This window comes from Paenibacillus xerothermodurans, from assembly GCF_002220865.2.
In the GTDB taxonomy this organism is placed as follows: Bacteria; Bacillota; Bacilli; order Paenibacillales; family NBRC-103111; genus Paenibacillus_S; species Paenibacillus_S xerothermodurans.
Window position 1 is genome coordinate 70,167 of sequence record NZ_NHRJ02000007.1, and the last position, 14,794, is coordinate 84,960.

At 55.2% G+C, this 14,794-nt stretch carries 10 protein-coding genes; 4 read left to right on the plus strand and 6 right to left on the minus strand.

Annotated elements, in window-relative coordinates; translation table 11 throughout:
* Positions 1-101 precede the first annotated feature (101 nt).
* Complete coding sequence (locus CBW46_RS13205) at positions 102-2,471, minus strand: endonuclease MutS2 (RefSeq protein ID WP_089200472.1); 2,370 nt, start codon at positions 2,469-2,471, stop codon at positions 102-104.
* Positions 2,472-2,734: 263 nt separating this feature from the next.
* Here CBW46_RS13205 and CBW46_RS13210 point away from each other — a divergent pair, with 263 nt between their 5' ends.
* Both CBW46_RS13210 and CBW46_RS13215 read left to right on the plus strand, forming a co-directional pair.
* Positions 2,735-3,088, plus strand: a complete 354-nt coding sequence (locus tag CBW46_RS13210) for a phage holin family protein (RefSeq protein WP_089200473.1) — start codon at positions 2,735-2,737, stop codon at positions 3,086-3,088.
* A 235-nt stretch (positions 3,089-3,323) separates the two neighbouring features.
* Positions 3,324-3,707, plus strand: coding sequence for a cupredoxin domain-containing protein (locus CBW46_RS13215; RefSeq protein WP_089200474.1), 384 nt, complete (start codon positions 3,324-3,326; stop codon positions 3,705-3,707).
* Positions 3,708-3,922: 215 nt separating this feature from the next.
* On the opposite strand, the gene CBW46_RS13220 is transcribed toward CBW46_RS13215, so the two are convergent.
* The 4 genes from CBW46_RS13220 to pheS all read right to left on the minus strand — a co-directional run bounded on the left by CBW46_RS13220 (position 3,923) and on the right by pheS (position 10,885).
* Positions 3,923-4,468 (minus strand): CvpA family protein, encoded by a 546-nt coding sequence (locus CBW46_RS13220; RefSeq protein ID WP_089200475.1) that lies wholly within the window; start codon positions 4,466-4,468, stop codon positions 3,923-3,925.
* Positions 4,469-4,489: 21 nt separating this feature from the next.
* Complete coding sequence (locus tag CBW46_RS20925) at positions 4,490-7,264, minus strand: hypothetical protein (RefSeq protein ID WP_117434371.1); 2,775 nt, start codon at positions 7,262-7,264, stop codon at positions 4,490-4,492.
* A 125-nt stretch (positions 7,265-7,389) separates the two neighbouring features.
* On the minus strand, positions 7,390-9,831 hold the full coding sequence (gene pheT / locus CBW46_RS13230) for a phenylalanine--tRNA ligase subunit beta (RefSeq protein ID WP_089200476.1): 2,442 nt from the start codon (positions 9,829-9,831) through the stop codon (positions 7,390-7,392).
* A gap of 19 nt (positions 9,832-9,850) precedes the next feature.
* The gene (gene pheS / locus CBW46_RS13235) at positions 9,851-10,885 is read right to left on the minus strand and encodes a phenylalanine--tRNA ligase subunit alpha (protein WP_089200477.1); all 1,035 of its coding nucleotides are present in this window, start codon (positions 10,883-10,885) and stop codon (positions 9,851-9,853) included.
* A 543-nt stretch (positions 10,886-11,428) separates the two neighbouring features.
* Here pheS and CBW46_RS13240 point away from each other — a divergent pair.
* Positions 11,429-12,349 (plus strand): aldo/keto reductase, encoded by a 921-nt coding sequence (locus tag CBW46_RS13240; protein WP_089200478.1) that lies wholly within the window; start codon positions 11,429-11,431, stop codon positions 12,347-12,349.
* A 137-nt stretch (positions 12,350-12,486) separates the two neighbouring features.
* Complete coding sequence (locus CBW46_RS13245) at positions 12,487-13,680, plus strand: MFS transporter (RefSeq protein ID WP_089200479.1); 1,194 nt, start codon at positions 12,487-12,489, stop codon at positions 13,678-13,680.
* Between the two features lie 154 nt (positions 13,681-13,834).
* Here CBW46_RS13245 and CBW46_RS13250 read toward each other — a convergent pair whose 3' ends face one another.
* Positions 13,835-14,656: a putative bifunctional diguanylate cyclase/phosphodiesterase gene (locus tag CBW46_RS13250; RefSeq protein WP_243633303.1), complete on the minus strand. Its 822-nt coding sequence runs from the start codon at positions 14,654-14,656 to the stop codon at positions 13,835-13,837.
* Positions 14,657-14,794 lie beyond the last annotated feature (138 nt).

Consider the following 14,794-nt stretch of genomic DNA (forward strand, 5'->3'; position numbering starts at 1 on the left):
GATTCTGCGGAATGAATCCGGGCACTAATTTCCCCATTATAGCATCTGTCGGTGGATGATTGAAGAGACTCCGGCCAGGCCTCAGTCTCGTTGCATCGTATTTATTTTAATTCCACGACGGTCACGCCCGTGCCGCCTTCGTTAAAGCTGCCGATGCGATAGGACTTCACGTGCTTATGCTTTCGTAAAAAGTCCTGAATACCGGCACGCAATACGCCGGTGCCTTTTCCATGAATAATAGAGACGCTGCCAAAATTGGCCAAATACGACTCATCCAGGAAGCGGTCAACCTCAATGATGGCCTCTTCCAAGTTAGCGCCTCGCAGGTCGAGCTCCATGCGGGCATGTTCATCCCGCGTGCGCTTCAAGCTGGCTGCCCGCTGAGGCTGTGCTTTCTGAGCAGTTTTGTTGGCCGGTTTTACCAGCTCCAGGTCAGCCAGCTGTACCTTCATCTTCATGATGCCGAGCTGCACTGTCGCTTCATGGTCATTGATGATTTCTACGATGTGCCCTTTTTGTCTTAAATTAGTGACCAGTACCTCGTCGCCGGCAGTAAGTTTGTCCGGCTTCTGCCGCCCCTTGGCCGCCGGCTTCTTGCCGCGCAGCTGCGGCGCCGCTTGTTCCAGCCGATGCTTGGCATCGCTTAGCTGATGCTCCTTGAAGCCGAGCGATGCTTCGCGCTGCATGCGGCGCAGCTCGCCTATGATCTCATCGGCCTCGCGTCGTGCTTTGGCTACCGCCTCCTGCGCCTCGCGCTCAGCTTGCTCGAGCAGCTTCTCACGCTGCTCATCGAATTGCCTTTGCTGGGCCTCCAAGCGTGCCCGCAGCATATCCGCCTCACGCCGCTGCTGTTCGGCTGTATGCCTCTCGGCTTCCGCGGTCAACCGGTTCTCTTCCAGCGTGGCGATCATCGACTCCACACGCTGGTCTTCTTCTCCGACCTGTCCTCGCGCGTGATCGATGATTCTTCTGGCGAGACCCAGACGTTCGGCGATAGCAAATGCGTTGCTTCGTCCGGGCACCCCCACGAGCAGGCGGTAGGTTGGGCTCAAGGTTTGTATGTCAAACTCCATGCTCGCGTTGATGATGCCTTCACGATCGTATGCGTATGCCTTCAACTCACTGTAATGGGTAGTCGCTACAATACGACAGCCCATGGTATGCATATATTCCAGCAAAGCTATCGCCAGCGCCGACCCCTCCGCCGGGTCTGTGCCGGCACCCAACTCATCAAGCAACACCAGGCTTTTTGGTGTCATCTCGCGTAAAATACTGATAATATTCGTCATGTGGCTCGAGAATGTGCTCAGGCTCTGCTCTATGCTCTGTTCATCGCCGATGTCAGCGTAAATCGCGTCAAACACGCACAGCTGGCTGCCTTCTTCGGCGGGAACGAACAGCCCTGACATCGCCATAAGCGACAGTAAGCCGATCGTTTTCAGCGACACGGTTTTACCTCCGGTATTCGGCCCGGTCACGATGATCGTCGCGTATCGATTGCCCAGCTCAAGCTCGATCGGGACAACCTTGTCCGGATCAATTATAGGGTGGCGCCCGCGCTTGATTTTAATGAAGCCGCGATCATTCATGATCGGCAGCGTGGCCTTCATCTCTCGCGCCAAGCCCGCCTTGGCGAAAATGAAATCGAGCTCAGCCAGAGCCTCGAGACCGCCCAGCAGTTCATCCGCCACTTCCGCCACAAGCGAAGTCAGCATCTGTAGAATCTTTTCAACTTCCTTTTCTTCCTTCAGCTTCAGCTCACGAACACGGTTATTCAGCTGCACTACAGCTTCCGGCTCGATAAAAAGCGTGGCTCCTGACGCAGATTGATCGTGGATCATGCCACCGAAATGGCCGCGGTATTCCTGCTTCACCGGAATCACGTACCGGTCCCCGCGAATGGTGACCAAATTTTCCTGGAGCATCTTCTGGATGGAAGGTGTCCTCACCATCTGTTCAAGTCGCTCGCGCGCGCGCGTCTCACTGCTCCTCAATTCGCTCCGCAAGCGTGCCAGCTCGGGACTGGCTGAATCCATGACATAGGCGTTGTCATCTATGCAGGATTTGATCCTGTCCTCGGTAGATTTGAGTTCCGGAACTTGTTCGGACAGAGCCACCAACAGCGGAACAGCGTAGTCCTCGTGCAAGCTTGCCAGAAAACGCTTCAGCCGACGGCCGCCGGAAATCGTATTTGCGACATCGAACAGCTCCGACGGATTGAGGGTGCCTCCGATTCTTGCACGATGCACGGGTGCTGTGATGTCGCGGATGCCGCCGAATGGCGCTCCCCCCTTCAACCTGTGGACGTTGACAGCCTCTTCGGTTGCTTGGAGCCGCTGCTTCACCTCATTAAAATCACCGCTCGGCAGCAGCTGCTCGAGCCGCGCCTTGCCTAAGCTGGTCGCCGCATGATGGGCGCATTTATATAAAATAGCGGAAAAATCCAGCGTTTGTAATACCTTTTTGTTCAAGTGCAATTCCTGCCTTTCTGTGTGTTGCCGAGAGCATACCTACTCTATTCTATTATATCCAACATACGAAGGATTAGCTAATGTCCACGCCGCGCGGTACACGCCTCCGGCCATATAATGGTCCGGCAGCCGCCACATAAACGGTCCGGCCGGAAACCATACTACGGGTACACCAATAATGCCGTTCGATCGATATGACAGTTCCAAATGCCTTACAATGCGTGACGGAGACCATCCGCTATTCTCAAAGGGAGGTACAGCTGATGCAATTGCTTGGCCATGTTGTCAGGTTTATCGTAGCTGCTTTGGTGCTGATGGTGGTGAGTTTTCTCGTTCCCGGGTTCGAGGTTGGCGGTTTCTGGAGTGCGTTTTTCCTCGCGTTGACGATAGCGATTGTGGCATGGCTAATTGAGGCAATATTCGGCAGACGGATTACTCCGTTCGGCCGTGGCATTGTGGGCTTTCTCACCAGTGCCTTCATCATCTGGCTGGCTCAATTCATTGTCGCTGACGTAGAGGCGAGTATTATTGGTGCAATATTGGCCGCGCTGGTCATTGGAATTATCGACCTCTTTATTCCGGTTAGACCTTTCGCCAGGGAGCGGGCGAAACGTTGAGGCCAACCGAGCCGAAAAAATCAGCCTGCGGCGCTTGCCCGTGCGGCTGATTTTTTTGTCGTCGCTTGCCACGGGCACAGATGTTTACCAAAGTCAACGTTATTACGACATTAATCGACATATTCTAAGATAAATTTTTCCATTTTGTCACTAATTCGACACTGGAAACTCTCTGCCACTGGTGTATAATGGTCGTGCAGAACTAACATACACAGCGTGACGGAGGGAAACAACCGTGAAAAAACTAATGACACTTGTCCTGGCAACTTCCTTGGCGTTTGCAGTGTCCGCTTGCGGCCAGAAGGAAACAGCAGCGCCCGCGAACAACAGCAGCGCGCCCGCAGCCGCCGCTTCCAACGAACTGAAGCTGACTGCAACTAATTTCAAATTCGATCAGGCTGAGTACAAAGTGAAAAAAGGTGAAGAGATCAAAGTCACTTTGGAAAACAAAGCAGGCATGCACGGTATTGAAATTAAAGGGCTCGGCGTTAAGCTGGACGGCAACAACAAAACAGGCACTTTCACAGCCAACGAAGAAGGCACCTACGACATCATCTGCAGCATTCCATGTGGACAAGGTCATGCAGCGATGAAATCCAAGCTCATCGTTGAGGCGTAGTGCTAATACTAAAGACCGTTACCGGAATTCATTCGGGCAACGGTCTTTTTTGTTCGTTCGGCGTAGGTTGAATGCTGGCGGGGGCGCCAATCAACAGCGATCATCAAAGGGAACGATTGATCCCGAGAACAAGTGCATGCGGTCCTCGCATTCCACGCCGTGGGGTTAGTTCTGGCGTGTTTGCACGAAGCAAGCCCCCGCCGGGTGCTGTGATCCTATGGCGCTTTCCGTGCCCATAGTTGTTGCAGCTTGTCGGTGAGGGACGGCACGGCATCCAACATGTAGGGCGCCGACCGAGAGCCGGCCAGCACCTGCTGGACGGCGTCGTTTGGCACTGCGGCCATGACCTGGACTGCGATAATGATGAGCAGGAGGGATTCCGCGAGCCCAAGCATCGCGCCGCTCCATTTGTTCACCAGTTTCACGCCAGGTGCCAGCGCGATCAAGTTGAGGATTCGTCCCGCAAAACTCAGCGCTATCTTTACACCGAACAGCAGCAGCGCAAACGCTATTGCATTATAGATGTAGGTGTCCAACCGCAGGCGCTGTACCAGAAACTCATATTTTTGATACGTCTCAGAAGCAGGCAAAGCCAGCGTCTTCGCTACCCACGGGGCTACTGCCTGATAAAAGGCGAACGCCGCAATATACGCTAACACCAACCCTGCCACGGACACCAGTTGACTCACTAATCCCCGATAAAAGCCCAATAGGGTGCCCGCCGCGATGACGACTGCCGCCGTCCAGTCCAATCCGTTCACGCTGATTGCCCTCTTGTGCAGTTATTCTTGTTCAACCAGCTCTATCCATTCGTTATATTCCGTCTGCAGCTTCTCGTATTCCGATTTCAATTCTTCCAATTCGGTATGTATGAGCTGCGCGCGCCCCTGCTGCTGCTCATACTCGTTTCTCAGTGATTGCTGCTCTTTCAGCTGCTGATCGTATTTATCCTGCAGTTCCTTGTAGAGCTCCACTTGCAGCTCTAGTTCCTCCTGCTGTGCGGCAAACTGCCGGCGTGCCTGCTCGGCTTCATCAGAGATTTCCTCCGATAACCGCTGCCACTCACTGCATTGTGTCTCCAGCGCTGCAATACGTGCCTGTTGTTCGGTATGCTCACGGGCTAGACCGCGGTGGTTCTCCAGCTGCATTTGGTATTCCCGGTCTATCGCAGCATATTGCTCCTTACCCTGATGCAGCTGTGCCTCCAGCGCTGCAGCTGCTTCCGACTGACCCTGCAACAGCTCCTGCAGAGCATGGCACTCCGCCTCCAGCTGTTGCACAGCCTCGCGCTGTCTCGCGTCCTGTTGTTTAGCAGCGGTTTGAAGCTCGCTCAACTGACCTTCCAACTCGTTGTACAGTTCCTCTTGAAGCTCCAACTCTTCACGCTGAGAGTGCAGTTGGCTGCGCTGCTCTTCCGCCTGCTTGGCCAGTTCATCACATCTGCGCTGCCAATGCGTGACGGCTTCCTGCAGCTTTTTGCCCTGTGCGGCGTGGTCGCCCAGCTGCATCTCCAGCTGACGCTTCTGCTGCTGCCACTGCTGGTTCTGCTCCTGCAGCTGCTGCTTCTGCTCCTGCATCTGTTGTTGCTGTGCCTGCAGCTGTTGTTGCTGTTCCTGCAACTGTTCCTGCAGCTGCTGCTGCTGCAGCTGCGCTGTATGCAGCTGCTCTTGCAGCGATTCGGAGCGCTTGTGTTCCGCACCAAGCTGTCCCTCGAGCTCCGTGTTGATTTCAAGCTGCAGCTCGTAGTCCTCCTGCTGCTGGCGGTGCAAGTCTTGCAGTTGATCATACTGCGCACCCAGCTCGTCCATCTGCTGCTGGCGGATACTGCCCAACTCCTGCAGTTCCTTCACTTCTCTCTCCCGCTGCTCCAGCCGCTCGCGTGACCGCTGCAGTTCGCCTTGATTTTGGCTGAGGTGCTGCTGAAGGCGGCTGTGCTCTTCACCCTGCTTGCTCAGCTCGCCTTGCTTAGCCTGCAGCTGCGAACGCAAACTGGTCTGTTCCTTGAGCTGCTGCTCCAACCGCTGCTCCAGCTGACGCTTCTCAGCCGCCTGCTTAGCCATCTTCTGCTGAACGGCTGTGGCCTGCACCGCCCGCTCCGCAAGCTCTGCTTCTTGTGCGGCGGCCCGCTGCCGCAGCTCTTCTGCCGTACGTCGCTCAGCCTCCAGCTGCTGTTCCAGCTGGCTGCGGCTTGCACGCTCTGCGCGGTACTGCTCTTGCAGCTGCTGACGCTGTGCCTGAAGCTGCGCAGCCTCTGCTTGCAGCCGTTCGCTCTCACGCAACGCACGATCGCGCTCTTCCGCCAGCTCCTGCTCCGCGCGCTCCTGCGCCGCGGCAAGCTCCTGCTGCGCTTGCTCCTGCGTCGCCGCCAGCTCCTGCTCCGCGCGCTCCCGCTCCGCGGCCAGTTCCTGCTGCGCTTGCTCCTGCACCGCCGCCAGCTCCTGCTCCGCTTGCTCCTGCGTCGCCGCCAGCTCTTGCTCCGCGCGCTCCCGCTCCACGGCCAGCTCCTGTGCCGCTTGCTCCTGCGTCGCCGCCAGCTCTTGCTCCGCTCGCTCCCACTCCGCGGCCAGCTCTTGCTCTGAACGCTCCCGCTCCGCGGCCAGCTCCTGCTGCGCTTGCTCCTGCGCCGCGACCAGCTCCTGTGCTGCGCGCTCCTGCGCCGTGGCAAGCTCCTGCTGCGCTTGCTCCTGCGTCGCCGCCAGCTCCTGCTCCGCGCGCTCCCGCTCCGCGGCCAGTTCCTGCTGCGCTTGCTCCTGCACCGCCGCCAGCTCCTGCTCCGCTTGCTCCTGCGCCGCCGCCAGCTCTTGCTCCGCGCGCTCCCGCTCCACGGCCAGCTCCTGTGCCGCTTGCTCCTGCGTCGCCGCCAGCTCTTGCTCCGCGCGCTCCCGCTCCACCGCCAGCTCCTGCGCTGCTCGCTCCTGCGCCGCCGCCAGCTCTTGCTCCGCGCGCTCCCGCTCCGCGGCCAGTTCCTGCTGCGCTTGCTCCCGCTCCACGGCCAGCTCCTGCTGCGCTTGCTCCTGCGCCGCCGCCAGCTCCTGCTCCGCTCGCTCCCACTCCGCTGCCAGCTCTTGCTCCGCACGCTCCCGCTCCGCTGCCAGCTCCTGCTGCGCTTCCTCCTGCGCCGCCGCTAGCTCCCGCGCGGATCGGTCCCGCTCTGCCGCCAGTTCTTGCTGCGCTTGTGCCTGCGCCTGCTGCGTACGCTCCCGCTCTGCGGCCAGTTCCTCCTCCGCACGCTTCTGCTGCTGTGCCAGCTTTTGCTGCAGCAGAACATGCTGTTCCTCGAGTTGGCGCAGCTCCAGCTGCGTCTGCTCGAGGTACTTCACCTTGTCAAGCGACTGCTGCAGTTCGTCGCGCATTTTGAAATAATCATCGGCCATATGCACCGCAGCCAACACAGCGATTTTGGGCGTATCCAAACGCGGCGCAGCCGCGGCTATCGAATGCATCTGCTCATTCACATGGGCAACTACTTGTTTGAAGTATGTAGCACTTGTGCTGGCAACCAGTCTGTACTGGCTGCCATATATATCCACCGTCATCCGGATTTTGTCTTCGTTCACGAGCGAGCTCTCCTTTCGAACTGTGCGCAAAAAATTCCTCGTATCTTCATAAATTAATTCGATACGAGGAACCTTTTTTCCTTCTATAGCCAGGACACTTTAGTCAATCCCAAATAGTCCCAGACCTACTTACGCAATTCAGCTCCAAAGGATTGCTCCAACGTTGACACAACCTTGGAATGCAGATCGCTGACTTCCTCATCCGTGAGCGTACGCTCAGGTGTACGGTACACCAGAGAAAGGGCTACGCTTTTCTTATGGGGACCCACACGGTCACCGGTATAAACGTCAAAGACTTGAATGGATTCCAGCAAGTCTCCCGCCACTTTGCGAGCTGCTTCGGTCAAGTCGGCGGCCTGTACTTCGCGGCCGACCACGACGGCAATGTCTCGTGCGATAGATGGAAAGCGCGGCAGCGGTTGGTATGTGATACGTTCGTCCGCCGCTGCAGCCAAAGGAGTGAGCTCCACTTCGAGTACATACGTATCAGCCAAATCCTTGTGTTTTTGCAGTTCCGGATGGAGCTGTCCTAATGTACCGACCACGATGCGACCGTTTTCCGCGTCCAACGTGATTTGAGCGGTGCGACCCGGATGGAAGCCTTCCGGCTGAGCCGTCGAGTATCCGATCGCGCCCTCCAATCCCAAATAGCCGACCACACTTTCGAACACCCCTTTGAGATCATAAAAATCGACATCCCGCGGTCTGCCAGCCCAGTGCGTTGCATGCCGCTTACCGGTGAGCAGTACTGCCAGGTGCAGCCGCTCATCGGGCAGCTTGCTCAGAGCCGCTTCATCCGTGATAAATACCTTCCCGATCTCAAACACTGCCACGTCATCAGTATTACGATTACGGTTATACGCAGCGACGTCGAGCAAATGCGGAATGAGACTTGTGCGGAGTGTGCTGCGCTCCTCAGTCATCGGCATGGCCAGTGCCACCGGCTTGGCATCCTGATACGGGCCAGGGAAATCCCCAATTTGCTGCGGATGAGTCAAGGCGTATGTGATCGCTTCATGAAGCCCGCTCCCGGTCAGCAGATGACGCACCACCCGGCGGATAGCCTGCTCCTTCGTCAGCGCCCCCGGCGTGGTCACACCAGTCATTAGTGTAGTGGGAATGTTGTCGTAACCGTGCAGACGAGCCACTTCTTCAATTAAATCGACGGCGCGGGCTATGTCACCACGACGGCTTGGCACATGAACGATGAACTTCTCGCCCTCAGTCTCAACTGTAAAGTGCAACCTTTCAAAAATACTCCGCACCTGCTCAGGAGACAACTCCGTGCCGAGGTAGTCATTGATACGCCCGACCGACACTTCGATGCGGACGGGCTGATGCTGCAGCACCACCTCTTCCACAACGCCTTCAGCCACTTGTCCTCCGGCCAATTCGCTCATGAGCAGTGCGGCGCGGTTCAATGCCGGTATCACTGCCTCCGGATTCACTTCCTTCTCGAACCGGAGCGACGCCTCAGAGCGGAGACCAAGCTGGCGTGATGTTTTACGTATCGTGCCGCCATCGAACTTAGCCGACTCCAGCAAAATTCTCGTCGTATTCTCCGTCACTTCCGAGTTCTCTCCACCCATCACGCCGGCCAGTCCGACAGGCTTCGTGCCATCCGTAATGAGCAGCATATGCGGTTCCAAAGTCCGCTCCACACCGTCCAATGTGACGAGCTTTTCTCCGGGCTGAGCCATACGCACCTCGATATGCCCGTTCTGCAATGTATCCGCATCAAACGCATGCAGCGGCTGACCGTACTCAAGCATTACATAGTTGGTAATATCGACGATATTATTAATAGGTCGGATGCCCGCAGCCATCAACCGATTCTGCATCCATAGCGGTGATGTGCCGATACGAACGCCTTCGAGCAATCGTGCCGCATAGTGCGAGCATTGCTCCTTCGCCGTGATTTCCACAGAAATATGATCTGCCGCGCGGACCCCGGAGTTTGTTTGCGGCTCTGTCGGAGGCAGCTTTACATCCCGTCCGAGAATAGCTGCGATCTCATACGCCGTCCCCAGCATGCTCAAGGCATCCGAACGATTCGGCGTCAAATCCAGGTCCATCACTTGGTCATCAATCGCCAGCACATCCAAAATGCTTTCGCCCACCTGCGTATCTTCAGGCAGGACGAGAATGCCTTCCTGAATTTCCTTCGGCAGCAGCTTGTCGTTCAAGCCGAGCTCTTTTGCGGAGCAAATCATGCCTTGCGACTCCACGCCGCGCAGCTTAGCCCGCTTAATCTTGAAATCACCCGGCAGTTTGGCGCCGACCACGGCCACCGGCACCTTTTGTCCCGCCGCAATATTTTTTGCTCCACACACGATTTGCAGGTCTTCGCCTTGTCCGACATCGACCGTACACACGCTCAGTTTGTCTGCATCGGGATGCTTTTCACGGGTTTTTACGTAGCCGACAAGCACACCCTCGACACCTTGATTTCGTTCCTCCACAATGTCCACTTCAATGCCGCTGCGGGTCAACTTTTCCGCCAATTCCGCAGCCGTATAGCCGCTCACGTCCACATATTGGGACAACCATTGATATGATACTTTCATTGCCGCTCACGCTCCTCGCTTATAAATGTGCAAACTGCTTCAGGAATCGAAGGTCGTTCGTGTAAAAATGACGGATATCCTCAATGTCGTATTTCAACATAGCGATCCGTTCGACGCCTAATCCGAAAGCAAATCCGCTGTATTCTTCAGGATCGTAGCCGGCCATCTCCAGCACGCGCGGATGGACCATCCCCGAGCCAAGAATCTCCAGCCACCCGGTCTGCTTGCACACGCGGCAGCCTTTTCCGCCGCACATCGCACAAGTAACATCTACCTCCGCGCTCGGTTCCGTGAACGGGAAAAAGCTCGGACGCATACGAATTTGGGTCTGCTTGCCGAACAGCTCCTGCACGAACTGCAGCAGTGTTCCTTTGAGGTCGCTCATGCGGATATTGCGGTCTATCACGAGGCCCTCGATTTGCGTGAACATGTGGCTGTGCGTTGCGTCATCGTCATCACGCCGGTACACACGTCCGGGGCAGATGATTTTTACCGGAACCTGGCCTCTCTTTTTCTCCATGGTTCTAACTTGAACGGGAGATGTGTGGGTACGCATCAAAATCTCATCGGTGATATAAAATGAATCCTGCATGTCCCGGGCGGGGTGGTTTTTCGGTAGATTCAGCGCTTCGAAATTGTAGTAATCCTGTTCGACTTCCGGACCCTCGGCCACCGTATACCCCATGCCGATAAAAATATCTTCGATTTGCTGGATGACTTTGCTGATCGGATGCGCCGCTCCCGCCGCCGCAGGCCGCCCGGGCAGAGTGACATCAATCGTCTCCGCACGAAGCCGCATTTCCGTTTCCGCCTTCTCATATTCCGCCTGCTTGCTCTCGATGACAGCCTCGATCGCTGCACGCACATCATTCGCTACTTGACCGATAACCGGACGCTCTTCCGCACTTAATGCGCCCATCCCGCGCAATACCTCGGTGATCGGTCCCTTTTTGCCCAAATATTTGATTCGCATTTCATTCAGCTGCTGCTGATTTGTAACCTGTGCGAGCTCTTCCAAAGCCTCCGCTTTTAAAGCTTCCAATCGCTCTCTCATTTATTCTCCTCCTTGATTCTTAGGTCAAGGCTGGCACGTTTAGATGCGGGAGAACGCAAAAAAGACTTTTCCATCCCGGGAAAGGGACGAAAAAGTCGTGGTGCCACCCTTGTTCAGAAAAGCCTGTGCGCGTTTGCAGACCCAATATGAGCCACACAACCAGCGAGCAACATAACTTCTCACTTCATTGAAAATAACGGATCAAGAACAGTGACGTTCATAGCCGGTGCCCTCTACTTGCCTGCGGCGAAGCGCCGAGGTTTCAAAGGTCTGCTCGGGAGCGAACTTCGGCAGCCTGGATCTGTAGAACCGCTCTCAATCTCCGGCGGCTCCTCCCTGTAAAGAGGCACTGCGTACTTTTCTCCGTCAACGCATTTCATTGTATGAAACTTTACATTTTATTATATGAAAATTGCCTGCGATATGCAAGCCGGTTTCAATACCGCTCACAAACGCGGACAGTTCATCATAAGTGATATTTTGACTTCATTGGAATAATACCGTTAAATGAAGGTGAATTAACGTATCCGGGAGGGATGGAATTTGAAGTATCGGAGGCTTGGAAAAACGAATCTGAAGGTGTCCGTGATCGGTATAGGCACCTGGCAGTATGGCGGCGAGTGGGGCAAACAGTTCAGCCAGCAGGAAGTGGACGCAATTCTTGATCAGGCGCAGGCATCGGGCATCAACTTGATCGACACTGCTGAGTGCTATGGAGACCATGTGTCCGAATCGTTAATCGGCAATTATGTGGCACGCGGGAAGCGTGAGGATTGGGTGATTGCAACCAAATTCGGCCACCGTTTTACCGAGAACTTCAGCCGGGAGCAGCTCTGGTCCGCCTCGGACGTCATCAAGCAGCTTGACGACTCGTTGCAGGCGCTTCGCACCGATTACGTCGACATTTACCAGTTCCATTCGGGCACAGACGAAGCCTTTGACAACGACGAGCTTTGGACCGTCCTGCAGAAACAGGTGGAGGCCGGGAAGATCCGCCACTTGGGCACCTCGATCGGCAGCAACGCTAATCTGCATCAAACGGCCGCTTCCACCAAGGTGAATTCGAAAGTAATCCAAGTCGTGTATAACCGTTTGGACCGTAAGCCGGAAGAACGGGTTTTGCCTTCATGCGAGGAGCAAGATCTTGGCGTGCTGGCACGCGTGCCGCTCGCTAGTGGTTACCTAAGCGGGAAATATAAGCCGGGTGCGGAATTTGGCAAAAATGACGTGCGTCACCGCCATGACCGGGAGCAAACGCTCCATAAGCTCGAGGAAGTCGAGAAAATACGCAAAAACGAGGTTCCCGAAGGCATCGATATGGCTACATGGGCGTTGGCCTGGTGCTTGAAGCATCCCGCTGTCACCGCTGTAATTCCGGGCTGCAAGAGTGCCGAGCAGGTCATTTCCAACGCCGCGGCGGCGGACTATGTTTCCAATGAGCATGCTCAAAGCTGGAAGGATTAGAGCAAGATAATCCATGTTTCTCGGCAGAACCGTCCATGTTTTTCCACGACTGCACGCGTTATGCTAGTCGGTAAACAAACGCAGGAATATGCAACAGCGCCTGCACTGCTGTCGAGAAAGAAGGTATTAGAAAACCGATGAAGCTGTCGACTCGAATTTACCTGGACGCCGCCTTGCAAAACATGAAAAGTGTTTTCTTCTTTACTTTTTTGCACGTACTTATCGCACGTCTGGGCGCATCGAATTTCCAAATCGCTCTGTCCAATGCTCTACCGCCTCTGTTCTGCGCGCTGTCGTTAGCTTTACTAACTCGACAACTGCCGGTGACCAGAGGTGTTTTTCTTGCCGGCGGATACATACGTCAATGCGCGTTTCTATGCATGGCGTTCTCTGTGCTGCTTCCCGATCCGGTACCTTATCTTTTACTTTTCTGGTCGGTCAATGCCGTGGCGGTTATGGTGTGTGAGGCCCAGAAGCCCGCCATCATGCGCAGGTGGGTATCGGCGGGAGATTTTACGAAAATCTTCAGCAACAACAAAATTATCGGCATCGTCATCATGACGGCTGGCAGCTTTGCTATCGGCCACTTTCTGGACGCTTATAACTGGATGTTTCCAACCAACTATGTCATCTCTATGTTAATAGGATGCCTCTCTACGTTTGCCGGAATGTCGATCATGGCCGAGCTTGCACCTCGGGAGAAAAAACCGATCAGATTGACCTGGGTGAAACCTTTCCAAGAATGCGGTGTCACAACATGGTGGTTGGGTCTGAATAATGTAGGCATTGCGATGGTCACACCGCTGCTTATCATTTACCATGTCAATGTGCTGCAGCTGAGCAACACACAAATCGCCTACTTTGTCGTGGCTGCCGGAATCGCGTCAACGGTGCTGCTGCCGGTCGCCCGCCGCTGCATGGAGCGCTTCGGCATCATCAAGGTGTACGGCACGGCAATCATTGGCATGGCGCTGGTTCTGCTGCCATACGGCTTTATCCAATCCTTTTGGCTGCTGCTGGTGATACAAAGCTGGGTCGGCGTCTGTCTTGCGGTGAACGAGGTGGCCTCGCAAACCATTATGATGAGAGAGGCACACAAGCACAGCAAGGAGATGGCGTATTTTTCCGATTTTCAGCTGGTTATGAATGCCGGCAACGGCATCGGGGCGTTATTGTCCGGCGCGCTGTTGATGTTCCTTCCGATCTGGGGATGCTTCGTGATCATCGCAATCTGCAGGGTTCTGTTCTATGTCAGCTATCGAGCGATGAAAGCGCAAGAGGCAAAGACCGCCCTCCTGCTGCAGCCGCAGCAGGGAAGTGGAGTCCGCTGAAGCGTAATAAAAAAGCGTCCGGCCGGGACGCTTTATTCATGTGCCCCGAACTGCGATGGCTGGGACGCTTAAACGCAGTAGACGCCCATCTCACTGAACGGACGCGTTTTATTTGTTAAGCCAGCCAACTACGGCCCTCGCACGCTGCTATCGCTTATGCCGGACTTGGAGTGAGCATTTTCTTGATTTCTCCTTCAGGCATCGGCCGGCTGAAAATGTAACCTTGGATCTCCGCACAGCCAATATGCTGAAGGAACGACAGCTGTTCTTCCGTTTCGACGCCCTCGGCGATCACCTTCAGCCTGAGACTGTTCGCCATGGCGATAATAGCCTGCACAATAGCAGCTCCATCCGGGTCACCGGGTATGTCCCGGACGAACTCCCTGGCTACTTTCAAGGTATGAATCGGAAATTGCTTCAGATAGGTTAATGATGAAAAGCCCGTGCCAAAATCATCGATCGAAATTTGTACGCCAATATCACGAAGAGCTTGCAGCTTATATATCACTTGGTCGACGTGCTCCATCGCGACGCCTTCCGTGATTTCCAGCTCCAAGTATGCCGAATCAAGCTCGCTGTCCCTGAGAGCATCCAGCACGATTTCGATAAAATTGTGCTGATGAAACTGGATTGGTGACACATTGACCGCCATTGTTACCGGTGCATAGCCGGCAAGCTGCCATGCTTTATTTTGCTTGCACGCGGTACGCAGTACCCATTCGCCTATGGGGATGATGAGTCCCGTCTCCTCCGCCACCGGAATAAACTCCCCCGGAGGAATGAGGCCGTCGGTGGGATGACGCCAGCGGAGCAGCGCCTCCATGCCGTTCACCCGGTTGGTTAGGATGTCCACTTGCGGTTGAAAGTGCAGGAAAAATTCCTCCCGCTGCAACGCTTTATTCAGCCGGTCCTTCATCGTGCCTTTGTCCTGTTGTACAGTTCGGTCGGATAACTGCCGTTTACGGTTGATTATCAATGTCCACCGCGTCCCCTCGAAAAACAAATTCTATCAGAGATGATGTATTATTTTACCTGTTTCGAGTACATTCGACAAGCATTATTTAGAACAAAAGACCTAAAACGTGTGTGATTTACGTTTTAGGTCCTTTTATGG

Coding starts and splice junctions, on each gene's coding strand:
- pheS (WP_089200477.1), bottom strand. CDS start 10,885: ATGAGAGAGCGATTGGAAGCTTTAAAAGCGGAGGCTTTGGAAGAGCTC.
- CBW46_RS13245 (WP_089200479.1), top strand. CDS start 12,487: ATGAAGCTGTCGACTCGAATTTACCTGGACGCCGCCTTGCAAAACATG.
- pheT (WP_089200476.1), bottom strand. CDS start 9,831: ATGAAAGTATCATATCAATGGTTGTCCCAATATGTGGACGTGAGCGGC.
- CBW46_RS13210 (WP_089200473.1), top strand. CDS start 2,735: ATGCAATTGCTTGGCCATGTTGTCAGGTTTATCGTAGCTGCTTTGGTG.